Annotated in this window: 22 protein-coding genes and 1 other RNA gene; 3 read left to right on the top strand and 20 right to left on the bottom strand. The window is 71.1% G+C overall.

Annotation, left to right across the window (positions count from 1 at the left end):
* Positions 1 to 3: 3 nt before the first annotated feature.
* Together AAHF99_RS10570 and recR are read right to left on the bottom strand one after the other, a co-directional pair.
* Positions 4 to 519 carry a peptide deformylase gene (locus AAHF99_RS10570; protein ID WP_342164220.1) on the bottom strand — a complete coding sequence of 172 codons (516 nt, stop codon included), beginning with the start codon at positions 517 to 519 and terminating at the stop codon, positions 4 to 6.
* A gap of 88 nt (positions 520 to 607) precedes the next feature.
* Complete coding sequence (gene recR / locus AAHF99_RS10565; protein WP_342164219.1) at positions 608 to 1213, bottom strand: recombination mediator RecR; 606 nt, start codon at positions 1211 to 1213, stop codon at positions 608 to 610.
* 359 nt (positions 1214 to 1572) lie between these two features.
* Between recR and AAHF99_RS10560 the strand changes: the two genes are divergently transcribed.
* On the top strand, positions 1573 to 3192 hold the full coding sequence (locus tag AAHF99_RS10560) for a phosphoenolpyruvate carboxykinase (RefSeq protein ID WP_243954868.1): 1620 nt from the start codon (positions 1573 to 1575) through the stop codon (positions 3190 to 3192).
* Between the two features lie 34 nt (positions 3193 to 3226).
* On the opposite strand, the gene AAHF99_RS10555 is transcribed toward AAHF99_RS10560, so the two are convergent.
* The 6 genes from AAHF99_RS10555 to AAHF99_RS10530 form a co-directional block, all read right to left on the bottom strand.
* Positions 3227 to 4444, bottom strand: a complete 1218-nt coding sequence (locus AAHF99_RS10555) for a glycosyltransferase family 61 protein (RefSeq protein ID WP_342164218.1) — start codon at positions 4442 to 4444, stop codon at positions 3227 to 3229.
* Positions 4445 to 4451: 7 nt separating this feature from the next.
* Entirely contained in the window at positions 4452 to 4775 is a 324-nt protein-coding gene (locus tag AAHF99_RS10550) for a YbaB/EbfC family nucleoid-associated protein (protein ID WP_243954872.1), read from the bottom strand.
* Between the two features lie 45 nt (positions 4776 to 4820).
* Positions 4821 to 6689 carry a DNA polymerase III subunit gamma/tau gene (locus AAHF99_RS10545; RefSeq protein WP_342164216.1) on the bottom strand — a complete coding sequence of 623 codons (1869 nt, stop codon included), beginning with the start codon at positions 6687 to 6689 and terminating at the stop codon, positions 4821 to 4823.
* 35 nt (positions 6690 to 6724) lie between these two features.
* Positions 6725 to 6823: signal recognition particle sRNA small type (gene ffs, locus AAHF99_RS10540), an RNA gene on the bottom strand.
* Between the two features lie 50 nt (positions 6824 to 6873).
* A complete protein-coding gene (locus tag AAHF99_RS10535) occupies positions 6874 to 8382 on the bottom strand; it encodes an undecaprenyl-phosphate glucose phosphotransferase (RefSeq protein ID WP_342164215.1) in 1509 nt (502 codons plus the stop codon).
* A gap of 383 nt (positions 8383 to 8765) precedes the next feature.
* Entirely contained in the window at positions 8766 to 9074 is a 309-nt protein-coding gene (locus AAHF99_RS10530; RefSeq protein ID WP_342164214.1) for an antibiotic biosynthesis monooxygenase family protein, read from the bottom strand.
* Between the two features lie 370 nt (positions 9075 to 9444).
* On the opposite strand from AAHF99_RS10530, the gene AAHF99_RS10525 reads away from it, so the two are divergent.
* A complete protein-coding gene (locus AAHF99_RS10525) occupies positions 9445 to 9858 on the top strand; it encodes a helix-turn-helix domain-containing protein (protein WP_342164338.1) in 414 nt (137 codons plus the stop codon).
* A 31-nt stretch (positions 9859 to 9889) separates the two neighbouring features.
* On the opposite strand, the gene AAHF99_RS10520 is transcribed toward AAHF99_RS10525, so the two are convergent.
* The 4 genes from AAHF99_RS10520 to cbiE are packed head-to-tail and all read right to left on the bottom strand — an operon-like array spanning position 9890 to position 13615.
* The gene (locus AAHF99_RS10520; protein WP_342164213.1) at positions 9890 to 11209 is read right to left on the bottom strand and encodes a cobyrinate a,c-diamide synthase; all 1320 of its coding nucleotides are present in this window, start codon (positions 11207 to 11209) and stop codon (positions 9890 to 9892) included.
* Positions 11206 to 11985, bottom strand: a complete 780-nt coding sequence (cobM, locus tag AAHF99_RS10515; protein WP_342164212.1) for a precorrin-4 C(11)-methyltransferase — start codon at positions 11983 to 11985, stop codon at positions 11206 to 11208. The genes AAHF99_RS10520 and cobM overlap by 4 nt, the downstream gene beginning before the upstream one ends.
* The gene (locus AAHF99_RS10510; protein ID WP_342164211.1) at positions 11982 to 12404 is read right to left on the bottom strand and encodes a cobalamin biosynthesis protein; all 423 of its coding nucleotides are present in this window, start codon (positions 12402 to 12404) and stop codon (positions 11982 to 11984) included. The genes cobM and AAHF99_RS10510 overlap by 4 nt, the downstream gene beginning before the upstream one ends.
* Complete coding sequence (cbiE, locus tag AAHF99_RS10505) at positions 12380 to 13615, bottom strand: precorrin-6y C5,15-methyltransferase (decarboxylating) subunit CbiE (protein ID WP_342164210.1); 1236 nt, start codon at positions 13613 to 13615, stop codon at positions 12380 to 12382. Before cbiE ends, AAHF99_RS10510 begins: the two co-directional genes overlap by 25 nt.
* Here cbiE and AAHF99_RS10500 point away from each other — a divergent pair.
* On the top strand, positions 13614 to 14390 hold the full coding sequence (locus AAHF99_RS10500) for a cobalt-precorrin-6A reductase (protein ID WP_342164208.1): 777 nt from the start codon (positions 13614 to 13616) through the stop codon (positions 14388 to 14390). The two genes, cbiE and AAHF99_RS10500, sit on opposite strands and share 2 nt — an antisense overlap.
* Here the strand turns inward: AAHF99_RS10500 and cobJ are convergent.
* The 8 genes from cobJ to AAHF99_RS10460 are packed head-to-tail and all read right to left on the bottom strand — an operon-like array spanning position 14357 to position 23309.
* Positions 14357 to 15118 (bottom strand): precorrin-3B C(17)-methyltransferase, encoded by a 762-nt coding sequence (cobJ, locus tag AAHF99_RS10495; protein WP_342164207.1) that lies wholly within the window; start codon positions 15116 to 15118, stop codon positions 14357 to 14359. The two genes, AAHF99_RS10500 and cobJ, sit on opposite strands and share 34 nt — an antisense overlap.
* On the bottom strand, positions 15115 to 15894 hold the full coding sequence (locus AAHF99_RS10490) for a precorrin-2 C(20)-methyltransferase (protein WP_342164206.1): 780 nt from the start codon (positions 15892 to 15894) through the stop codon (positions 15115 to 15117). The genes cobJ and AAHF99_RS10490 overlap by 4 nt, the downstream gene beginning before the upstream one ends.
* Positions 15894 to 16556, bottom strand: a complete 663-nt coding sequence (locus tag AAHF99_RS10485; RefSeq protein ID WP_243954894.1) for a precorrin-8X methylmutase — start codon at positions 16554 to 16556, stop codon at positions 15894 to 15896. The genes AAHF99_RS10490 and AAHF99_RS10485 overlap by 1 nt, the downstream gene beginning before the upstream one ends.
* Positions 16553 to 17833, bottom strand: coding sequence for a precorrin-3B synthase (locus tag AAHF99_RS10480; RefSeq protein WP_342164205.1), 1281 nt, complete (start codon positions 17831 to 17833; stop codon positions 16553 to 16555). The genes AAHF99_RS10485 and AAHF99_RS10480 overlap by 4 nt, the downstream gene beginning before the upstream one ends.
* Entirely contained in the window at positions 17830 to 21132 is a 3303-nt protein-coding gene (gene cobN / locus AAHF99_RS10475; RefSeq protein ID WP_342164204.1) for a cobaltochelatase subunit CobN, read from the bottom strand. The genes AAHF99_RS10480 and cobN overlap by 4 nt, the downstream gene beginning before the upstream one ends.
* A 14-nt stretch (positions 21133 to 21146) precedes the next feature.
* The gene (cobW, locus tag AAHF99_RS10470; protein WP_342164202.1) at positions 21147 to 22181 is read right to left on the bottom strand and encodes a cobalamin biosynthesis protein CobW; all 1035 of its coding nucleotides are present in this window, start codon (positions 22179 to 22181) and stop codon (positions 21147 to 21149) included.
* Positions 22178 to 22564 carry a DUF1636 domain-containing protein gene (locus AAHF99_RS10465; protein ID WP_342164201.1) on the bottom strand — a complete coding sequence of 129 codons (387 nt, stop codon included), beginning with the start codon at positions 22562 to 22564 and terminating at the stop codon, positions 22178 to 22180. The genes cobW and AAHF99_RS10465 overlap by 4 nt, the downstream gene beginning before the upstream one ends.
* Positions 22557 to 23309, bottom strand: a complete 753-nt coding sequence (locus tag AAHF99_RS10460; protein WP_342164200.1) for a CbtA family protein — start codon at positions 23307 to 23309, stop codon at positions 22557 to 22559. Before AAHF99_RS10460 ends, AAHF99_RS10465 begins: the two co-directional genes overlap by 8 nt.
* Positions 23310 to 23322 lie beyond the last annotated feature (13 nt).

The following is a 23322-nucleotide window of genomic DNA, read 5'->3' as shown; positions in this document are numbered from 1 at the left end:
GGATCAGGCCGCGTCGCGCTTGGCGGCCTTCGTGAACTTCTTCATCACCCGGTCGCGCTTCAGCTTCGACAGGTGGTCGATGAACAGCACGCCGTTGAGGTGGTCGATCTCGTGCTGGATGCAGGTGGCGAGCAGGCCATCGGCCGGGATCTCCTGCTCCTTGCCGTCGAGGTCGCGGAACTTCACCCGCACGCGGTCCGGGCGCTCCACCTCGGAATAATATTCCGGGATCGAGAGGCAGCCCTCGTCGTAGACGCGCTTCTCCTCGGACGCCCAGACGATCTCGGGATCGAAGAAGACGCGCGGCTCGCGCACGCCCTCTTCCTTCGAGGTGTCGATGGTGACGACACGCTTGGCCACGCCGATCTGGATCGCGGCCAGCCCAACGCCCGGCGCGTCGTACATGGTCTCCAGCATGTCGGCGACGAGGGTGCGGATCTCGTCGGTGATCGCACCGACCGGCTCGGAGACGAGCTTCAGGCGCGGATCGGGCAGGATGACGAGGGGGCGTATGGTCATGGCGTCTACCGGCGCGGCGCCGGAGGAGGGCGCCCTAATCAGTTGTGGCAATATGGCGGCACCCGAAGGTGGTCAAATACCGCCGGGTCTAGAACAGGGTCCGGCTGCGGATGGCGGCCGAGAGGGTGCCCTCGTCGAGATAGTCGAGTTCGCCGCCCACCGGCACGCCGTGCGCGAGGCGGGTGATCCGGCGGTCGAGATGCCGGATCGCCTCCGTGATGTAATGGGCGGTCGTCTGCCCATCGACGGTGGCGTTCAGCGCCAGGATCACCTCCGTCACCGCCGGGTCGGCCGCCCGCTCCACGAGGCGCGCGATGTTCAGGTGCTCCGGCCGCACCCCGTCGAGGGCGGAGAGCACCCCGCCGAGCACGTGGTAGCGCGCCTTCACCGCCCCGGAGCGTTCCAGCGCCCAGAGGTCCGACACGTCCTCCACCACCACGAGGGTCGTCGGGTCGCGGCCGGGGTCGCGGCAGACGGTGCAGGGGTCGCTCGTATCGACGTTGCCGCAGTTCGAGCAGACGACGATCCGCTCGGAGGCGACCCGCATGGCCTCGGCCAGCGGCGCGAGGAGCGTGTCCCGCTTCTTGATGAGTTGGAGCGCGGCCCGGCGGGCGGAGCGCGGGCCCAACCCCGGCATCCGGCCCAACAACTGGATCAGGCGTTCGATCTCCGGGCCGGCGACGGCTTGAGGCATCGGGTCTCGTGGGTCTCCGGCGGATCGGCATTCCGTCTAGAACGCTCCCGGCCCCAGGGGAAGCGGGTGCGGCGCCAAGAAGCGGATTCGGCAATATCCAGCATGTCGCGATAGACTTCGTGGATTTTGTAATGGTGTTGAAGGGGCTCCCTACGTTCAGGTTACTGGCGAGTTGCTATGCTGATCGCCATGACGTTTGGGCCGCATTGATATAATTGGGCTCAGGCGACGTTGCGAGGCCCCTACGAAGGTCATATTGACGGCAACGCTTCGCCGTCTACGCAACGGAAGAGCCGTGTGACGGCCTTGCCGTCCGCTTGTCAGGGTGCGCCGTGCGCAGGTGCCCGGGAGATTCGCATTTGAACAACATCGGTGATTTCAACGCGGCCCACGGCGCTGAGGCTGCCGGCTTCCGGGAACTGAAGGCGGTTCACTGGAACTTCGAGGCCCCCCGGCTCTACGAGGAGGCGCTGACCCGCAAGGAGGGCCAGCTCGCCCGCGGCGGCGCCTTCGTCGCCACCACCGGCTCGCATACCGGCCGCTCGCCCAAGGACAAGTTCGTGGTGCGGGACGCCTCCACCGAGAACGAGATCTGGTGGGACAACAACGGCGCCATTACGCCGGAGCAGTTCGAGACCCTGCGCCAGGATTTCCTGAAGCACGCCGAGGGCAAGGAACTGTTCGCCCAGGACCTCTACGGCGGCGCCGATCCGGCCCACCGGGTGAAGGCCCGGGTGTTCACCGAGTTCGCGTGGCACTCGCTGTTCATCCGCAACCTGCTGATCCGGCCGGACCATTCCGAGATCGCCGGCTACACCCCCGACCTGACGATCATCGACCTGCCGAGCTTCCAGGCCGACCCGGCCCGGCACGGCTGCCGCTCCAAGACGGTCATCGCCATCGACTTCGCCAAGAAGCTCGTGCTGATCGGCGGCTCGGCCTACGCCGGCGAGATGAAGAAGTCGGTCTTCACCTACCTGAACTACACGCTGCCCAAGCAGGGCGTGATGCCGATGCATTGCTCGGCGAACGCGGCCCTCGACGCGGAGGGCGGTTCGGCGATCTTCTTCGGCCTGTCTGGCACCGGCAAGACCACCCTGTCGAACGATTCGTCCCGCCAATTGCTCGGTGACGACGAGCATGGCTGGTCGAACGAGGGCATCTTCAACTTCGAGGGCGGCTGCTATGCCAAGACGATCCGCCTCTCGCGGAACGCCGAGCCCGAGATCTACGCCACCACCGAGCGCTTCGGCACGGTGATGGAGAACGTCGTCATCGACCCGCTGACCCGCGTGCCGGACTTCGACGACGCCTCGCGCACCGAGAACACCCGCTGTGCCTACCCGCTCGACTTCATCGCCAACGCCAGCAGCACCGGCCGAGCCGGGCATCCGAAGAATATCGTGATGCTGACCTGCGACGCGTTCGGCGTGATGCCGCCGATCGCCAAGCTGACCGGCGCCGAGGCGATGTACCACTTCCTCTCGGGCTACACCGCCAAGGTGGCCGGCACCGAGCGCGGCCTGACCGGCCCCGAGGCGACGTTCTCGACCTGCTTCGGCGCGCCGTTCATGCCCCGCCATCCGAGCACCTACGGCAACCTGCTGCGCGACCTGATCGCCAAGCACAGCGTCGATTGCTGGCTCGTCAACACCGGCTGGACCGGAGGCGGCGTCGGCACCGGCCGCCGCATGCCGATCCGCGTCACCCGCCGCCTGCTGGCCGCTGCCCTCGACGGTTCGCTCTCGAACGCCGAGTTCCGCCGCGACCCGTATTTCGGCTTCGCGGTGCCGGTCTTCGTGCCGGGCGTCGAGCCGCATATCCTGCAGCCGGTGAAGACCTGGGGCAACAAGAGCGCCTTCGTCGAGACGGCGGCCCGCCTCGTGAAGATGTTCGAGGACAACTTCAAGCGCTTCGAGAACCACGTCGACGCGGATGTCCGCGCCGCCGGCCCGAGCGCCCAGGCCATCGCGGCCTAATCCCACAGGCGGCGCCCCACGGGGCGCCGCCGCCCTACAGCGCGTCCAGCGCGGCTTCGAGGTCCGGCACCGCCACCGAGAAGTCGCGCCGGGCGACGACTTCCTCCCGCTCGCTCCACTGGCCGAACAAAGCCGCGTAGGGCTGGCCGCAGACGGCGGCGAGATCCCAGAAGAACGGGTCGCTCCAGCGGCTGTCGGGGGCGATGGTCAGGATCTTCGCGCCCGGCGGGCTGAAGATCGTGTTGGTCATCGCCGCGCCCGCGAGCCCCACCACCACCCGCGCCCTTGCGAAGCGGACGATCTGCTGGCGCGGGCTATGTTTTTCCGGGTCGATCACCTCGAAGCCGCGCCGCTCCATCGCTGCGACGACCTCCGCCCGGTTGACGAGGGTACGTCCCCTGGCCCCGGAGCGATCCACGAACAGGCGCCTGCCATCGTTCCCCGCCCCGATCCGGCGGAAAGCCGCCTCGGCGCGGGCCACGCGCGTGCGCCGCAGGAGCCGAGACCGCACGGCGGCGACGGCCTCCGGCGACTTGCCGTAGGGCTCCTGGCTGCACGGGGTGGCGAAATACAGGCGCGGAAAGCTGTAGACGCGCGTCCGGTCGTAGAAGACGGCCCGCCACTGGTCGTCGCGCCCGAGGGTGAGGGCGATCATCCGCCGCCGCACCTCATCGATCTGCGGATCGTAGCCTGGCAGCAGGATCGTGATGATCCGGCCCGGATGCCGCCGACGCAGCACGAAGAAGCCTTCGAGCCGGGGCAGGTCGTCCACGAGCCAGTGGCCGTAATTGAACGAGCCGACCGAGCCGAGATAGAAATACACGCCGTCGGGGCCGAACTGCTCGTCGACCCTGTCGTGGTCGAGGCCGATCGCCTCGATCATCTTGAGATCGCTGAGGCGGTGCGTCTCGAAGAGCACCCGGAGGGCGCCGCCCTCGCGGTAATGCAGGACGTTGCCGCCGAGGCGGATGTCCGTGGTCTCGCACAGGATCGTCGCCGGGAAGGCCCGGTAGGTCTCGTCCAATTCGCCGTACCAGCGTGCCACCTCCGCGACCCCGGCCGGATCGGGGCCGGCGAGCCTCTTCGGGGCGGGGCGGCGATAGGAATAGGGCGGGAACAGCGTCGCCACCGCGCGGGTGCGCGCGCTGACCCGCCCGCGCATCGCGGCATAGAGCGCCGTGTCGCCCGCGAAGGCGGGCTCAGCCTGCGCCACCGTCTCCGGGCAGGAGAAGACGAGGGCGTCGGATGGCATAGGACGCCTAGAAGGGCAGCTTCATGCCGGGGGGCAGGGGCAGGCCCTTGGTGAGATCGGCCATGCGCTCCTGCATGACATGCTCGGCCTTGCCGCGCGCATCGTTCGAGGCGGCGACGATCAGGTCTTCCAGGATCTCGCGCTCGTCGGCCACCATCAGGGCGGGGTCGATGCTCACCCGGCGCAACTGGCCCTTGGCCGTCATCGTCACGCGGACGGAGCCGCCGCCGGAGGCGCCCTCGACCTCGACGGTGTCGAGTTCGGCCTGCATCCCAGCCATCTTCTCCTGCATGGCCTGAGCCTGCTTCATGATGCCCATCAGGTCGCGCATGCCGGATTCCTTACTCTCGCAATCGTCATGATCGAGCCGACGCCCCTAAAGGTCGTCGCTCTCCGTTTCCTCGACGCGGGCCGCATCGACATCGCCGAGGATTTCCTCCTCGGCTGTGGCGCGGGCGTCTGTGGCCGTCTCCCGCACGTCGACGATCTCGGCCCCCGGGAACCGCGTCAGCGCTTCCCTCACGAATGGGTCGGCGGCGGCGTTCTCCCGCCGCGTCTCGCTCGCCATGCGGCTGTTCTCGGCCAGCGTTGGCGCGCCGTCTTCCTGCGACAGGCTCACGACCCAGCGGCGGCCCGTCCAGGCCGTCAGCGACGCGGAAAGATCGTTGGCGAGGCTCGGCCGACCGCCGGCCGCGAGGCGCAGCTCGATCCGGCCTTCCTCGAAGCGCACGAGGTGCACGTCGCGTTCCAGGGCGGCCTTCATCAGGATGTCCCGCCGGGCGTCGGCCAGGGCGACCACATCCTCGAACCGCGCGAGCCTCGGACCGGCCTCCGCAGCGGGCGCTGGCGTCGGTGCCGGGCGGCGAGCAGCTATGGGCGCGGCCACGGGCGGGGCGTTCACCGCCTGGGCTGGCGGCGGCACGATCCGTTCAGGCACCGGGCGCGGCGTCGACACGACGGCGACCGGCGCCGGCGATGCCGGCGGAAGGGCCTGGCGCGGCTCGCCCTCGCCCCCGGCGGCAGCCTCGTCGCGCAGCCGGCGCAGGGCCTCGTCCGGGGTCGGCAGGTCGGCGGCGTAGGCGAGGCGGACGAGGGCCATCTCGGCGGCGGCGAGCGGCCGGGGTGCGGATTGCACCTCCGGGATCGCCTTGAGCAGGATCTGCCACGCCCGCGACAGCGCCCGCATGGAAAGCTTGCCGGCGAACTCCGCTCCGCGCAGGCGCTCGGTCTCGCTGAGGGTCGGGTCGGCGGCGGCGTCGGGGACGATCTTGAGGCGGGTGACGAGGTGGGTGAAGGCCGCGAGGTCCGCCATCACCACCGCCGGGTCGGCGCCGGAATCGTATTGCGCGCGCAGTTCGGCGAAGGCGGCCGGCACGGCGCCGCGCATCACCGCCTCGAACAGGTCCACGATCCGCGCGCGGTCGGCGAGGCCGAGCATGTCGCGCACGCCCTGCGCCGAAACCGTGCCGGCCCCGTGGGCGATGGCCTGATCGAGGAGCGAGAGCGAATCGCGCACCGAGCCCTCCGCCGCGCGGACGATGGCCGCGAGGGCCTCGTCCTCGACGCCGACCTTCTCGGCCTCGCAGATGCGGGCAAGGTGGGTGCGCAGCACCGGCGCCTCGACCCGGCGCAGGTCGAAGCGCTGGCAGCGCGAGAGGATCGTCACCGGGACCTTGCGGATCTCGGTGGTGGCGAACACGAACTTCGCGTGGGGCGGCGGTTCCTCCAGGGTCTTCAGGAAGGCGTTGAACGCCTTCTCCGAGAGCATGTGGACCTCGTCCACGATGTAGACCTTGTAGCGGGCCGAGACCGGCCCGTAGCGGATGCCGTCGATGATGGCGCGGACGTCGTCGATGCCGGTATGGGAGGCGGCGTCCATCTCCAGCACGTCCATGTGCCGGGATTCCATGATCGCTTGGCAGTGAACGCCGAGTTCCGGCATGTCCACGGTCGGGCCGGTGTCCGGCACGCCCGCGCGGGCGTAGTTCAGGCCGCGGGCCAGGATGCGGGCGGTCGTGGTCTTGCCCACGCCGCGCACGCCGGTCAGCATCCAGGCCTGGGGAATACGCTGGGCCGCGAAGGCGTTGCCCAACGTGCGGACCATGGCCTCCTGGCCGATCAGGTCGCCGAAATGGGTGGGGCGGTACTTGCGCGCCAGGACGCGGTAGGGCGCCGACTGCGAAGTCGGGGCTTTGAGCCCGGGAAGCCCCGGCTCGTCGTCAGGCGTGCCGGTCGGTGCGTCCATGACGTGTCGGTGAGGAGCTTCGCGCCCTGGATCAGGGGTGGGAGGCTGGACAGAGACCCGCTCGGTCTCGTTAGGGCTGCTTCCTTCCGGATCTGACCCGGTTGGCGAGTGAAACGTCCCCCGCCAACCCCCCGCCGGCTATATGGCCGGCTCGCCGCGTGAACGCAAGCCGGGCCGCCTGTCCTCAGAACGCGTTCCGGTAGGCGCGGCGCGACAGCACCGTGAGGATCATGATCTGGATGTCGAGCCAGATCGACCAGTGGTCGATGTAGAACAGGTCGTGCTCCACGCGGCCCGCCATGTCCTGGTCGGTCTGCGTCTCGCCCCGGAAGCCGTTGACCTGCGCCCACCCGGTGATGCCCGGCTTGACGTTGTGGCGGCGGGCATAGAGGGCGATGCGCCGCTCGAAGCTGCGGTCGTGGGCGAGCGCGTGCGGGCGGGGGCCGACGAGGGACATGTCGCCCAGGATGACGTTCAGGAGCTGGGGCAGCTCGTCGAGGTTCGTCCGCCGCAGCAGGGCGCCGATCCGGGTGATGCGGCTGTCGTTGCGAGTGGCCTGGACGAAGGCCGCGTTGCGCTCCGCCTTCATCGAGCGGAACTTGAACACGTCGAAGGGCTGCTGATTGAAGCCGTAGCGGCGCTGGCGGAAGAAGACCGGGCCGGGGCTGTCGAGCTTGATCGCCGCCGCGATCACGGCCAGCAGCGGGAAGAGAGCGAATAGGGCGAGCGAGGCGACGACCACGTCGAAGCAGCGCTTCAACACGATCTCGCCGAGATTGAGCGGGCGGCGGCCGATATTGATGCCGGAGACCTTGCCAACGCGGGCGACCTGCATGTCGGGAAAGCGGTCGAGCACGGTGCCGGGGCGCAGATGCAGGGCGGCGGGCACGCGCAGGAACGCATCGATGCAGCGCTCCACCTCGGCGGCGTCGGCCCAGGGCACGAGGACGAACACGTCGTCCGGCCGCAGGAAGCGCACCACCGAGACGGCGAGGTCGAGGTCTTCCTGAAGCTGCTCGTAGCGCGTGGCGGTGTCGGCCTGCGGATCGGTGCGGCGCAGGTAGCTGGTGCCGACCACGCGCAGGCCCGGCCCGTCGGTGTGGTTGCTGGCGTAGAAGGCATGGATGTCCTCCTCGTAGCCGACGAGGTGGACGCGGCTCACCGTGGGCGAGGCTGGATTGAGGCTGCGGCCGATAAGGTGGCTCATCGCCAGCCGGCTCGCGAAGAGCGTCGGCAGTCCGACGAAGAACACGACGATGGAGACGAGACGCGAATAGTCGGTGGTCGTCTTGGTGAGGAAGCCGATGACCAGCACCACCGCCCAGGCGACAAACCACAAAGAGACCACGCGACGAAGACCGGCGCGCCCCTCGACGAGACGGTCGAGGGCGTATTCGCCGCGCAGGGCGTTCGTGGTCACGATCACGAGACTGAGGAGCGCCGTGAGTTGCAGGCCCCGGGTCTCGGTCGGCCACGCATCGTCGTTGGAGAAGGCGATCCGGTAGGACAGTTCACTCGCCAGCGTCACGCCCGCGATGGCTGCGAGATCCGCCATGGCGGCCGCGACGGAGAGCATCACCCGCATGACGCCACGGCCGCGCTGCGGCAGGAGCGCCGCCCAGACGCGACGGCGTCGTGTCGCCGTGCCCAGCGTGATGGGCTCGTACGATTGTGGGACCCGCTCTTGAAGCATCGGTCTGCCTGTCCCGTACCGGTCGGTCTCTGTGCCGTTTTGAAACGAACGTGGTCTCGGTCACGGCTCCCACCGGGGGTGTGAGCAAGCGCCGAGCCTGCCGCCGTGACACGCCCTGTTCCGGCCCGGTTCGAGGACGTTCACCGCCCTTCCCGGGTTCAGGCTCCCGCGCGCGATGAACTCTCGCGCGATAGGACTTCACTCTGGTCGATGCTTGAAAGCATGTGCGGGGAATAACCGCACCGTAACCGTACGGCAACTCCGCGGAATACTTATTTCACCGCTGGGTTCGATTCTCCTGAATCGTTGAGGGGGGTGGGCCGGCGAGATTGCCGGCCCCGCGAAGTCCGGTGCCCTGCGTCCAATGCAGGTGAGACTATAGATTAAAGCTCTTGAACCGACTCGAATCCCTCGAAGTTCGGATGATCAAGATACAAAGGTCGCGTCGAAGGTGCGCGACTATGTACCTTTCTGAACTGCTCGGAACGGGTCCAGGCCTCGAAATCGGCACGAGACCGCCACACCGTGTGAGATGCATACAAAATATAATCGGGCAATTCGGGGCCCCTAAGCAGATGGAAGTTAACAAATCCTTCCATCTCTCCTAGATGACTGTCGCGATTGCGCCAGACGGCCTCGAATTCGTCGACGGCATCTTTGACGACTTTGAAGCGGTTCATAGCGAGAAACATAAGATGATTTCCTTCGTTCAGGCTGGGAGCTAGGACAAAACTTGGCGACGGCGTGCGTCGTTCCGTAAACGAGTGCTCTGAAGTTGCGATGTATAAAATAGCACAACCGGTGACTTCAATTTACGGATTGGTGCGGAAACGGTCATCTCTGTTCGTGAAACCACAGCGTGCATTGTGCGACTTGCAGAATTGGAAGATTTGGGGTCCTAGTGATTGCGTCGGTGACACGATGCACCGCTCCGGAGCATAAGGGGATGCTTTCCGGTGACGCACCAACGACGGGGTGGGGAAAGTGGACAGAAGTGAGAATAAATTGACGGATCTGCCTTTGAAAGGCAGTCGCCCCTTGGGGAAGGACGCGATGCCGCCGCTGATGCCGAAGCAGACCACGGATGTCGACCGGCTCGTCGGCCTGAGGATCACCGCCCTGCGGAAGGCCCGCGGCCTAAGCCAGACCGCCCTCGGCACCGCCGTCGGCGTGACCTTCCAGCAGGTGCAGAAGTACGAGAAGGGCCAGAACCGCGTCGGCGCCGGGCGCCTGCGTGAGATCGCCCGGCTTCTCGAAGTGCCGGTCTCGGCCTTCTTCGACGACAACACCTCGTCGGACGGACCGCAGGAGGACGTGTTCAGCTTCCTCAACGCCCCGGGTTCGGTGGAATTGCTGCGCGCCTACACGCAGATCGTGGACGACCAGATGCGCCGTGACGTTCTGGCGCTCGTCCGCAGCGCCGCCCGCTTGGCCCATCTGCGCGCCACCGGTGCCGAGGCCGCCGCCCCGCAGTAAGGTCCGGCCGCCCTTTGGGGCGGCGGCTGGGTCAGTCTCCGGCCGCGATCAGGTGGAAGAAGCTTCCACTGACAGGCCCGAGGCGATGACCCGTGAAGCCCAGGTCGACGCCCTCGGCGTCGTTGATGCGGGCGAGGGCGATGCGCTCGTCCGGCGGGTCCGACGTGACGCTGGCATAATGGAACTCGTGCCCGACGAGGTCGGTCCCCGACCGGCCCAGGGCGCAGTCTCCGGCAAGCCGCGCCACGCGGTAGCCGAGATGCAGCTTCCGCCGACGATAGGACGTGGCGACGGGGAGAAGGTCCAGCATCGGATGGACTGCCCCGTCCGCGTCTTCCAGGCTCTCCCCCAGCACCATGTAGCCCCCGCATTCGCCATGGACGGGGCGCGTCCGCGCGAAGGCGCGCATCCCGTCCACGAAGCGTGACGCGGCGGCGATGCGGCCGGCATGGAGTTCCGGGTAACCCCCTGGCAGCCAACAGCAATCGCAATCCTCGGGCGGGGCTTCGTCCGCCAGCGGCGAGAACGGCACCAGAACCGCGCCGGCCTCCCGCCAGCCCGCCTCCATGTGCGGGTAGACGAAGCTGAACGCCTCGTCCTGCGCGATGGCGATCCGCTGCCCCGGCGGCGGTACGAGGGGGCGGCCGCCACCTGTCGGCGCCGTGCCGCTCGCGGCGGCTACGAGGGCATCAAGATCGATCCCGGCCTCGGCCAACCCGGCCAGATGCTCCAGCCGCGCGGCGAGGTCGGCGGTCTCCCCCGCCTGGACGAGCCCGAGATGCCGCTCCGGCAGGACCAGCCCGGCCTCCCGCGACAGGGCGCCGAAGACTTTCAGGCCCGCCCTCTCCATGCCCGCCTCCACGAGACGGCGATGGCGCGGGCTCGCGACCTTGTTCAGGATCACCCCGGCGATGGTCAGGCGCGGATCGTAGAGCGTGCAGCCCAGGGCCACGGCGGCGGCGGACTGGGCCGCGCCCGAGACGTCGATCACCAGAACCACCGGCCAACCGTAGCGCGCGGCGATGTCGGCGTTGGCGCCGGAGCGGTTCTCGGCGGCGCGAACCCCGTCGAACAGGCCCATCGAGCCCTCCGCGAGGACGATGTCGGCCTCGGCCGCCGAGGCGCCGGCCAGGGTATCGAGCAGGGCGGGGGCCATGGCGAAGCTGTCGAGATTGAAGCTCGGCTCCCCCGTGGCAGCCCGGTGGAAGGCCGGATCGATGTAGTCGGGCCCGCATTTGGCGCCCCGGACCCGCATGCCCCGGCGGCGCAGGGCCCGCATTAGGGCCAGCGTGACGGTGGTTTTGCCCGAGCCGGAGCGCGGCGCGGCGATCAGAAGGCCCGGCGCACTCATGCCGAACGGCCTCCCACGGCCCCGTTCGGCCGGAACCGGCGGTCGTAATCGGCGGCGTAAAGCGCGCTTTCGCGGAAGTCCTCGGCCTCTAGAGCCGGCCCGACAAAAATAATTGCGGTCCGCTCAAGATTTGCTGCATGCACAAGTTGTGGGATTGTGCGGAGCTTTCCACGGACCACCAACTCGTCGGGCCACGTCGCGCGGAACACCACGGCCGCCGGGCAATCGGCCCCGTAGAAGGGCGTCAATTCGGCGGCGACCGCGTCAATGACGTGGATCGAGAGGTGGATCGCCAGCGTCGCCCCCGTCGCGGCGAAGGCGGCCAGCCGCTCGCGCTCGGGCATAGCGCTGGCCCGGCCGGAGGTGCGGGTGAGCACCACGGACTGGGCGAGGCCCGGCACGGTGAGTTCCCGGCCGAGCACCGAAGCCGCCGCCGCGAAGGCAGGGACGCCGGGGGTGATCGTGTAGGGGATGCCGAGCCGGTCGAGCCGGCGCAACTGTTCCGCCAGGGCGCTCCAGATCGAGAGATCGCCCGAATGCAGGCGCGCCACGTCGTGGCCCTCCGCGTGGGCGGCCTCGATCTCGGCCATGATGGCGTCGAGGGAGAGCGGCGCCGTGTCGACGATCCGCGCGCCCGGCGGGCACCACGACAGGATCTCCGGGGCGACCAGGGAGCCCGCATGGAGGCAGACCGAGCAGGCGGCGATGCGATCGCGCCCGCGCACGGTGATGAGGTCGGCCGCGCCGGGCCCGGCGCCGATGAAATGGACCGTCATCCTTCAGCCCTCTGGCGGGTTTCCGGCCGGAAGGCCAGTGCGCAGGTGACGCTGCCGCTGGCGATCCTGTCGAGCACGAGGCGCGAGTCCGGCCCGGCGCAGGCGAGGGCCGCCGCCTCGCAGAGGGAGCCGACGCCGCGCAGGGCCTCGATCCGCGCCGAACGGGTCGGCACGCGGGCGTCGCAGGCGAGAAGCGCCTCGGGGGTGAAGCCCTCCGGCACGAGCCCGAAGGCGCTGGCAGCGTCCCGGATCGCCGCATCGCCGGCCCGGTCGTGGGCGGTGGCGATGGCGGCGAGCCGGCCGGGCGCGATGCCGGCCTCCGCCAGCGCGCGTTGGATCAGCGCCGTGATCTCGAAAGCCTCGGCGCCCCGGCGGAAGCCGATGCCGGCGACGATCATCGCGGCTTCGTCCAGGCCCATTGCGTCACCGGCATCGCCGTCCGCCAGCCTTGGAGCCCGCCGACAGCGCTGGCGCGGGCCACCGAGACCCGGCGCAGGCGTCCGCCCCGTGCGGCATAGGCTGCAAGCAGGGCGGCCTCGCCTTCGAGGGTCACGGCGTTGGCGACGAACCGCCCGCCTGGCTTCAATGCCTCCGACGCAAGGTCGATCAGCCCCGGCTCCGACACGCCGCCGCCGACGAACACCGCATCCGGCGACGCCAGCCCGTCGAGGGCGGCCGGCGCCCGCCCGAGCACCACGGCGAGGTCCGGCACGCCGAGGGAGAGGGCGTTGCGGCGGATCCGCTCGGCCCGCTCGGGCCGCGCCTCGATGGCGGTGGCCCGCAGGGATGGCCCGCGCAGCATCCATTCGATGGAGACCGAGCCGGCCCCCCCGCCGACATCCCACAGGTGCTGCCCCGGCTGCGGCCTCAGGGCCGAGAGGGTCAGCGCACGGATCTCGGCCTTGGTGAGCTGGCCGTCATTCTCGAATAAATCGTCATCGAGGCCCGGCGTCAGGGGCAGGCCATCGGCCTCGCCCGAGACCTCGATGGCCAGCGTGTTGAGGGCGGCGATGTCACCGAGGGCGAAGGCGTCGGCGCGGGCGCGGCGGATGCGCTCGCGCGGGCCGCCCATCGCTTCGAGCACCGTCATAGCGCTGGCGCCGAATCCGCGCGCGGTCAGGAGCCCAGCCAGGGCCGAGGCGGTGCCGCCGTCCCAGGCGAGGACGAGGAGCCGCGCCCCCGGCCGCAGATGCGGGACGATCCGCTCCAACGCCCGGCCGTGCAGCGTCACGAGGCCGATTTCGGCGAGAGGCCAGCCGAGCCGGGCGCAGGCAAGGCTGAAGGCGGAGGGCTGCGGGTAGGCGGCGATCTCGTCCGCCGGCACCAGCCGGGCGATCTCGCCGCCGATGCCGTAATGGAACGGGTCGCCCGTCGCGAGGAGGCAGGTCGGCCGTCCGCGCCGGGCGAGGATGCCGGGATAGGCATCGGTGATCGGGCTCGGCCAGATCCGGGTTTCGGCCGTGAGCGGCGCGGCGAGGTCGAGGTGGCGGCGCCCGCCATAGACGATCTCGGCCGAGTCGAGGGCGGCGGCGGCGGCGGGTGAGAGGCCAGCGCGGCCGTCCTCACCGATCCCGACGATCGTCAGCCAGCGGCTCGACACGGGCTCACCGGACGGGGACAAGGCGGCCATGCCCGAATCCCCGACGCGACTCCTGATCCTCGGCGGCACCACGGAGGCGACCGCCCTCGCGCGGGCGCTCGCCGACGATCCGGCCGTCGCGGCCGTGCTGTCGCTCGCCGGCCGCACCAGCGCACCGATGGCGAGCCCGATACCCGTGCGGGTCGGCGGGTTCGGCGGGGCCGAGGGGCTGGCCCGCTTTCTCCGCGAGGAGGGAGTACAGGCGCTGATCGACGCCACCCATCCCTTCGCCGCGCGGATCTCCGCTAACGCGGCCCGCGCCGCCGAACTCGCGCAGGTGCCGTTGCTCGCGATCCGCCGCCCGGCCTGGGAGCGTGAGGCGGGCGATGCCTGGATCGAGGTCGATGACATGGCGGCTGCGGCCGGCGCCCTCGGGCCGGTGCCGCGCGTGGTGTTCCTCACCATCGGCCGGCAGGAGGTGTCCGCCTTCGCCGGGGCGCCTCACCACGCGTATGTCGTGCGCAGCATCGAGCCGGTGGGCGATGCCCTGCCGGTGCCGCGCCTCACCACCATCGCGGCGCGCGGTCCCTTCGACGCCGAGGCCGAAGCCGCGCTGATGCGCGAAGCCGGCATCGAGGTGGTGGTCAGCAAGAATGCCGGCGGCGCGGCGACCCAGGGCAAGATCGTCGCGGCCCGCCGCCTCGGGCTGCCGGTCGTGATGGTGCGCCGGCCCGCCAAGCCGGCGGTGGCGAGCGTGGCGGATGCGGCAGGGGCGCTCGCTTGGCTGCGCAATCACGCCGCCCCCGGCACGCTGCGCAGAGTGTAGACGAAGGGCGCCTTGCCCTCGCGGGGAATCAGCCGCGTGCCGGAAGCGCCGAGGATCACCATCGTCGCCATGTCGGCGGGCGCGGAGGGCGCCTTGGCGAGCGTGGTCACGCGGATCGCCTCGTCCGGCCGGCTGATGGCGCGGGCGAACATCACCGGGGTCTCCGGTGGGCGGATGCCGGCGGCCAGCTCCAGCGCGGCGCCGAGCTGCCAGGGCCGGGCCGACGAGATCGGGTTGTAGAGGGCAATCACGAAATCGGCCCGCAGCACCGCTTCGAGCCGCGCCGTCACGACCGGCCAGGGCTTGAGGTTGTCGGAGAGCGACATCGCGCAGAAATCCCCGCCAAGCGGCGCCCCGAGGCGCGCGGCGGCGGCGAGCATGGCGGTGATGCCGGGCTCGACGGTGATCGCCAGGTCGCGCCAGCTGGGCTCGCCGTGCTCCACCGCCTCGAACACCGCCGAGGCCATGGCGAAGACGCCGGGATCGCCCCCCGACACCACCGCCACGTGCCGGCCGGCGGCGGCGAGGCTCAGGGCATGGCGGGCGCGGTCGACCTCGACGCGGTTGTCGCTGGCATGGCGCACGAGGCCGTCGCGTTCCGGCACGCGGGCGACGTAGGGAAAGTAGCCGATCAGGTCGGTGGCCGCGTCGAGGGCGCGGCGGGCGGACTCCGTCAGGAGCGACGGGTCGCCGGGGCCGAGCCCGACCACCATGACGCTGCCGCTCACGGCCGGCGGCCTTCGCCCGGCACGAGGACCATGGAAAAGTACGGCGCCGAGTCGTCTGCCTTCACCTCGAGGGGGATCACCCGCTCGCCCGCCATGGTCCCGCGCTCGACATAGACCGCGCGGGACAGGAGCCCCGCCTCGGTCAGCGCCGCGCGGACCTTTGGCAGGTGCCGGCCGAGCTTCATCACCACGGCGGCGTCGGTGCCCTTCAGGCGCTCGGTCAGCACCGGCAGCGGCAGGGTCGCGGGCAGCACGGTGAGCACGTCGTCGCCCCAGGTGATCGGCGTGCCGGCCCGCGTCCAGCAGCCGGACATGCCGGTGACGCCGGGGATGACATCCACGGGGAAGCGGTCCTTCAAGCGCCGCCACAGGTGCATGAACGAGCCGTAGAAGAAGGGATCACCCTCCGACAGGATCGCCACGTCGCGGCCCGCATCGAGATGGCCGGCGAGCTTGTCCGACGCCTCGTCGTAGAAGGTCGCGAGGGCGGACACGTAATCCGGGTGCTCCGGGTGAAGCTCGGTCGTGTATGGGTAGGCCAACGCCATCTCGCGGGATGGATCGCTGAAGATCGCGTCGGCGATGCCGCGCGCGTTGCCGCGCTTCCCCTGCTTGCAGAAATGCACGAGGACTGGCGCCCGCTGCAGGATGCGCAGGGCCTTCACGGTGAGCAGGTCCGGGTCGCCCGGCCCCATGCCGACGCCGTAGAGCGTGCCGGTGGCGACCGTGCGTGTCACCTCGTCCGTCTCGCCCTCGAAGGGCCTCAGCCCGTCCATCACTCGACCTCGCTGGCGAGCGCGTTGACGGCCGCCGCCGCCATGGCGCTGCCGCCCCGGCGCCCGTGGACGACGACGAAGGGCACCCGCCCGTCTCGCGCCAGCGCCTCCTTGGACTCCGCCGCGCCCACGAATCCGACCGGGATGCCGATCACCGCGGCGGGCGGCGCGACGCCCTCGTCGAGCAATTCGAGCAGCCGGAACAGGGAGGTCGGCGCGTTGCCGACCGCGACGACGCTGCCGGGCAGGTGCTCGCGCCACAATTCCATCGCCGCCGCCGAGCGGGTGGTGCCCTGGCGCTGGGCCATCTCCGGCACGCGCGGGTCGCGCAGGGTGCAGACGACCCTGTTGTCGGCGGGAAGGCGCGCGCGGGTCACGCCGTCCGCCACCATGTGGACGTCGCACAGGATCGGCGCGCCGTTGGCGAGCGCCCGTGCGCCGGCCTCGGCAAAGCCGTCCGACATCTCGACGTCGGCGGGCAAGTCGGTCATGCCGCAGGCGTGGATCATGCGCACGACGCAGCGCTCGGCCGCCCCCGACCAGCGGGCGAGGTCGGCCTCGGCGCGGATGATCGCGAAGGATTTCGCGTAGATCGCGCCGCCATCGCGGACATACTCGTAACGCGACGTGTCGTGCTGCACGGCGGTCGGGCTCGCGCTCATGCCGGTCTCCGGTTCCTCCCCCCGTCGTTGGTAGCCGACGCGAAGGCGGCGGCAAGCCCGAGAGTTGCCGCCCTTCCTAACCGCTCCAAAGCCGCCTCGATAGGGACTTGCAGTTGGTGTGAATCGCCGGGCGCTCCACCGACGATGATGGCGTAGGCCCCCTCGTGCCCGACGAGGGTCAGGTCGGCCGGGCCGGGTTTCGCGCAGCCCTTGGCGCAGCCCGAGACATGCGCCGAGAGGCCCCGCGCCGCGAGGGGGCGGAACGTCTCCGCCAAGCGGGCGGCATCGAGGAGCGTCGGCGTCGAGCCCGAGGCGCAGGCCGGTGCGCCGGTGCAGGCAGCCACCGCGCGACGCGGATCGTCCGCCGCGACGATGAAGTTGGCGGCGAGGTCGGGGAGGCGGATCTTCTCGGGGCGGGAGGGAAGCAGCACCATGCCGCGCGAGGGCGACAGGCGAATTTCCGCCGCGCCGATATCCTCCGCGACGGCGATCAGCCGTTCGAAGGCGTTGACGGTGCAGCGGCCGAACGGCGCGTCGAGGGCGAGGATGGGCTGGCCGTCATGGGTGGACAGGCCGGGCGCCGGAACCTCCACCGTCATTGCGAGCGGAGCGAAGCAATCCAGCGGCGCCACGTTCGGAGGCGGCCCGCTGCCCTGGATTGCTTCGCTCCGCTCGCAATGACGGAGGGCGTCGGGATTCACATCCCTCATCCGCCGTTGGCCTGTCGCGACGAAGGCGGCGAGCAGGGTGCCGATGGAGGCAGGAGTGTCACTCGAACCGCATTGCCATACGAAAGTCCCCGCAACGATGGCGACCCGACCCGCTACCAGGGGCAGGACGGACAGGTCTGCCTCGTCCATCGCCATGCCGACCGAAACAAGCGTCTTCGGCGGTAAGCCCGGCACGCCGCGCCCGACATCCTCTATGGCCTTCGCCAGCGCCGAAATATCTCCCTCGGCGAGCGGGCTCGTGAGAGTCAAACGCTGCGGGCCGCCATCCCGGCGGGTATCCCCGAGGCCGACGTGATCGAGCAGGGCGGCGAGGGGCGCGGTGGTCGCCTCGGTGACGCCCCGGATCTGAAGATTGGCCCGCGCCGTCAGATCGAGATGGCCGTTGCCGTAGCGGCGCGCGCCCTCGGCCACGGCGCGGGCCTGGGTCAAGCTCAGCACACCCAGCGGTGGGTGGATGCGCGCCAGGAGCCCGTCACCGGTTGGCATCGGGCGGCTGAGACCGGGGCACCAGCCCCGGCGGGCGGTATCGGGCAGGGCGCGGCTCATCCGGCCAGCTCGCCGAGGAGGGCGTCGGCGGGGAGCGCGTTGCGGCGGCTCGTCCAGAGGCCCCGGTCGCGGGCCTCGTCGAACCGGTCGAGGATCGCCCGCGTGGCGGCGGGGTTGGCAGCGCGCAGGCGCTCGAACACGTCCGGGTCGGCGATCCAGGCGGAATAGAGCGCCTCGAACCCGGCATCGGTTACAGCATCACTGCCGGCGGCCAGGACGAACACCGCGTCGAGCCCCTGCGCCAGTTCCTGGGCGCCGCGATAGCCGTGGCGCAACTGCGCCGCGATCCAGCGGGGATCGGCGAGGCGGCCACGGATCAGACGGGCGGAATCCTCCCGCGCGGTGCGGGCCTTCGGGCGCTCCGGCTCGGACACGTCGAGGCTGTAGAGGGCCGGCTTGGCGCCGCTCAGCGTTGCGGCGGCAGCGAACCCGCCCATCGCATCGACGGCGGCATCGCCGTCGAACAGGTCGCGCTCGGCCACGTCGAAGGCGTGGGCATAGGCATCCGCCTGCGCCACCCGCCGGCCGAAGCCGGCATCCGGCCCCTCGCGGTCGCCATAGGCGTAGCCGCTGGCGGCGAGGTAGGCCCGGCCGATGGCGTCGCGCTCCTGCCAGTCGCCGTCGAGGGCGAGGGCGGCGGCCCCCGCGCCGTAGCGGCCCGGCGCCGCGCCATAGACCCGCGCCGCGGCCTCGCCCCGGCGGGCGGCGGCGGCGAGCGGGTTGTCTTCCTCGTCCTCGTCGCGGGCGGCGACGGCGCGCACGGCCCGGTCGAGGAGGGCGAGCGTGTCGGGAAAGGTGTCGCGGAAGGCGCCGGAGACGCGCATGGTCACGTCGATCCGGGGGCGGTCGAGCACGGCGAGCGGCAGCACCTCGAAGCCGGTGACGCGGGTGCTGGCATGGTCCCAGACCGGCCGCACGCCCATCAGCGCCAGGGCGTGCGCCACGTCCTCGCCCCCGGTGCGCAGGGTCGGCGAGGCCCAAAGGTCCATGACGATCCGCGCCGGATAGGCGCCTTCGTCCTGCAGATAGCGCGTCACCACTGCCTGCGCGGCCTTCTCGCCGAGCAGTGTCGCCGCCCGACTCGGGATGGCGCGCGGGTCGAGGGTGGTGAGGTTGCGCCCGGTCGGCATCACGTCGAGCCGCCCGCGCGAGGGCGAGCCGGCCGGTCCGGGGGGCACGAAGCGTCCGGCGAGGGCCGCGAGCAGGCCGGCGCGCTCGCCCGCCGCGCAGGCGCGGACGGGCTCGGGTGCGTCGTCCGGGGCGCGGCCGAAGATGTGCAGCCCGTCCCGGAACGAGGTTTCGCCGAGGTCGCAGAGATGAGCGTCGAGGACGGTCAGCGCCTCCTCCATCGGGGCGCCCTCCGGGATGCCGGCGCCGGCCAGAAGGCCATGCCCCGCGGCTTCCTCCAGGATGGCGGCGGCCAGCAGCTTGGCCCGGCGCGGGTCGAGCACCGTGGCGGCTGAATATTCCTCCACCAGTTCGCGCAGGCGGGCCGTCTCAGGCGGCAGGCCGGCGCGGGCGACGGTCGGGGTCAGGTGGCCGAGCGCGATGCCGCCGAGGCGCCGCTTCACCGGAGCCGCCTCACCGGGATCGTCCACGACGAAGGGATAGACCACCGGCAGCGCGCCGACGCAGAGGGAGGGCCAGCACAGGGGCGAGAGCGCCACCGCCTTGCCCGGCAGCCATTCGGTAGTGCCGTGGGTGCCGAGTTGGACCAGCGCGTCGAAGTGGCGGCGCAGGCCGAGATGGAAGGCGAGGTAGCCGTGCGTCGGCACCCGGTCGGGGTCGTGGTAGCCGGCCTTGCGGTCGGCGTCGCGGCCCCGGTCGGGCTGGAGGAACAGGGCGCAGGTCTCCCCGACGCGGCGGAAGCGGAACGCCCCGTCGCGGCAGAGCGGATCGGCCTCCGGGGAGCCCCAGCTGTCGGAGAGGGCGGTGCGGGCGTCCTCCGGCAGCACGGCGAGCCACGCGGCATACTCGGCGAGGGGGACCGCAAAGGTCGCTTCGCCCTCGGTCAGCGCCGACATCGGGTCGTCGGGCAGCGGCGCGGCGGGATAGCCCGCCTCCGCGAGGTCGGCGACGAGGGCGCGGGCGCTCTCCGGCGTGTCGAGCCCCACGGCGAAGCCGGCCCGTCCGCCTCGTGCGGGATAGTCGGACATCACCACCGCCACCCGCCGTTCGGAGGCGGGGAGGGCGGCGAGGCGCAGCCAGCCGCGCGCCCGCTCCGCGAGGGCCGCGATGCCCTCCGCATGCGGCACGAGCCGGCGCTCGGAGAAGCCTTCGGCCTCGGGGGCTTCCTCCTTGAACGCGATGGGGAAGCCCGAGAGCCGCCCGTCGAATTCCGGCAGGGCGATCTGCATGGCGAGGTCGGAGGCGCCGAGCCCCCGCGACGAGGCCTCCCACGCCGTGCGGGGCGAGCCGACCGTGAAGGCCTGCAATACGGGGCACCCCGCCCGGTCGAGGATGAAGCCGTCATCGTCCCGCGCCGAGAAGGCGGTGGCGGCGATGACGATGTCGGGCCGTCGCGCGGCGAGCGCGGCCTCGACGGCGGCGACCGCCTCCGGGTCCTTCAGGCTCGACACGGCGAGGACCATGACGCCGATCCCACGCTCGCCCAGCGCCAGGGCCAGCGCGTCGAAGGGTGCCGTATCCCCGCCGAGCACGGCCGAGCGGTAGACGAGGAGGAGAGCGAGCGGTTCGCCCGCCATCGGCACCACGCTCCGCCCCGCCGCCAGGGCCACATCCATCGCCACTGGCCCGCAGCCGGTACAGGAGGGGAAGCCCCTCGGCAGCGGCTGCGGCGGGTCCACCGGGCCGCCACCGTCGAGATGGGTCGCGAGGCGGCGGAACAGGCGGCGCAGGTTCTCGGGGCCGCCGGCCCGGAAATAGCCGTCCAGGTCCTCGGCCAAGGCGGCGTCGGTGCTGAAGGCGGCGAGGCGCGGGTCGGGCCGGTCGTCGCCGGGGAGCACGGCGAGCACCACGCCATGTGCCCGCGCGGCCTCGGCACAGCGCTCGACGCCGTAGCGCCAGTAATCGAGCCCGCCGAGGCAGCGGATCACCACCGCGCGGGCGCGGGCGATGACCTTCTCCACGTAGAGATCGACGGAGAGCGGATGCCGCAGCTTGGCGAGCTTCGCGAGCCGCAGGGAGGGCAGGTCCGGCGCGGCGGCATGGGCGCGCGCGAGGCCGGCGAGGTCGCTGTCCGTGAAGGACAGGATCACGAGGTCGCCCGGCTCCTGGCCGAGATCGATTGCCGCCTCACCCTCGTCGAGGGAGACCGTATCGACGCGCAGGAGGTGCATGGCGCCTCCTCGGCTTATCCCGCCAGGGCGCTGGCGACGGCGTTCTGGTCGAAGCCCTTCAGGCCGATCACCACGAGGCGCCCGTCACGGGCCTCGCCCGCGCGCCACGGCCGGTCGAAATGGTGCGACACCCGGCGGCCCACGCCCTGCACCACGAGGCGCATCGGCTTGCCCTCGACTTCCACGAAGCCCTTGATGCGCAGCACGCCCTCGGTCTCGGCCGCCTTCTCGACGCGGGCGGCGAGGTCGCCCGCCGTCACGGCGGCGCGGACGGGCAGCGCCACGGTCTCGAAGTCGTCGTGGTCGTGGTCCTCGCCCTCGCCGTGATGCGAGGGGCGGTTGGCGAGGTCGTCCTCGGCGGCCGCGCCGAGGCCGAGCAGCACGCGCGGGTCGATGACGCCGTTGGCGGTCTCCACCACCTTCACGGCGCGGGGCAGGTGGCCCTGCACCTCGGCCCGCACCTTGGCGAGGCCGTCGGCATCCATCAGGTCGGTCTTGTTGAGCACCACGAGGTCGGCGCAGAGGAGCTGGTCCTCGAACACCTCTTCCAGCGGGTTGTCGTGATCGACGGAGGTGTCGGCCGCGCGCTGGGCCGCCAGCGCCTCCGGGTCCTCGGCGAAGGCGCCGGTCGCGATCGCCGGGCCGTCCACTACCGCCACCACGCCGTCGACGGTCACGCGCGAGCGGATCGCCGGCCATTGGAACGCCTGGACGAGGGGCTTCGGCAGGGCGAGGCCGGAGGTCTCGATCAGGATATGCTCCGGCGGCTCGGCGCGAGAGAGCAGGGTTTCCAGCGCCGGCACGAAATCGTCCGCGACGGTGCAGCAGATGCAGCCGTTCGGAAGCTCCACGATGGACTCCTCGGTGCAGCCCTCGATGCCGCAGGCGGCGAGGAACGAGCGGTCGAAGCCGACATCGCCGAACTCGTTGACGAGGATCGCGAGCTTGCGGCCCTTCGCATTCTCCACGACGTGGCGGACGAGGGTCGTCTTGCCGGCGCCGAGGAAGCCGGTGACGATCGTGCAGGGGATCTTCGCGACGATGGTCATTCGGCGGCCTCGGGGATGGGGGGCAGAGGGGGAAACGGCGGGATGCGGGCGATCACGCCCGAGCGGAATTCCTTCGGGCGCTCCCGCCAGGGGACGATCCCGTCCGGGGTGCCGTCATACGCTTTGAGGCCGTTGAGGATGGTGGTCGCGGCGGCCTCCGCGTCGAGGTCGCCGTAGACGTAGGTCCAGCGGTTGGGCGACGCGACGGCCACCGTGCAGGGCCGCTTGCAGACCGAGAGGCATTCCACCGGCTCGACGCGCAGGCCCTCGGCCCGACGTGCCAATTCGGCATGGAGGCGTGCCCCGGCGCGGGGGCCCTCCGGGTCGTCGCCCTCGCGCTTGCAGGTGGTGCAGACGTAGAGGATCGTGACGGGCTCAGGCATGACGGTGCCTCGCCGAGCCGACATTCTGCCACGCCCAGCCGAAGCCGAGGCCGATCATGGCCCAGAACACCGCGCCGATGGCGAGGGATCGGGCGGCGAACTGCGCCGCGAGGGCGGCCGGCACTTCCGACGCGCTGTCGGGCGGCGGCGGCGCTCCGGCGATGTGGGGTCCGGCGATCAGCACGAGCCCGCCCAGGATGGCGATGAACGAGCGGCGCACGCCGATGAGGTAGAGGCCCATCGCCGTCGCGGCGGCGGTCATCACCCACCACGCCTGACGGGCCAGCAGCGGCGCCGCCTCCTGCCCCGGCAGTTCCGGCGGCAGGCCGAGGGAGGGCGCCAGGGAGACGCTGGCGAAGCCGGCTAGCGCGAAGGCGAGTCCGGTCTGCAGCGTCGGCTCCCGGCCGCAGGCGATCAGCACCGCGCCGAGCATCAGGGCGTAGCCCACGCCGCCGACGAGGGTCGCGAGGCCGGTGAAGGCCATGCGCTGAAAGCCGGGCGCGGGCTGCCACTCCGGCGCCGCATCGGGCGCCGCGTGGTCGTGGCCCGCATGGGCGAGCACGATCGGCAGGGCCGGGGCAAGGAGGGAGGGGGGAAGGGCCTGCGCCGCGCGGCTGGGCTCCCGCTGCTCGTACTTCTCCGCCTCAAGGATGAGGGGCGAGGTCAAGGCGAGTTGCAGCCCCGTGGCGACGACAGCCGCGAGGAAGCCGGCGGCCAGCGCCGCCGACAGAAGGCGAAGGATCATTCCTGGCGCGATC

Origin of the sequence: Methylobacterium litchii (assembly GCF_038442315.1) — a bacterium.
In the GTDB taxonomy this organism is placed as follows: Bacteria; Pseudomonadota; Alphaproteobacteria; order Rhizobiales; family Beijerinckiaceae; genus Methylobacterium; species Methylobacterium litchii.
The sequence above is the reverse complement of the archived record's forward strand: the minus strand, read 5'-3'. Positions and strand labels throughout refer to the sequence as shown.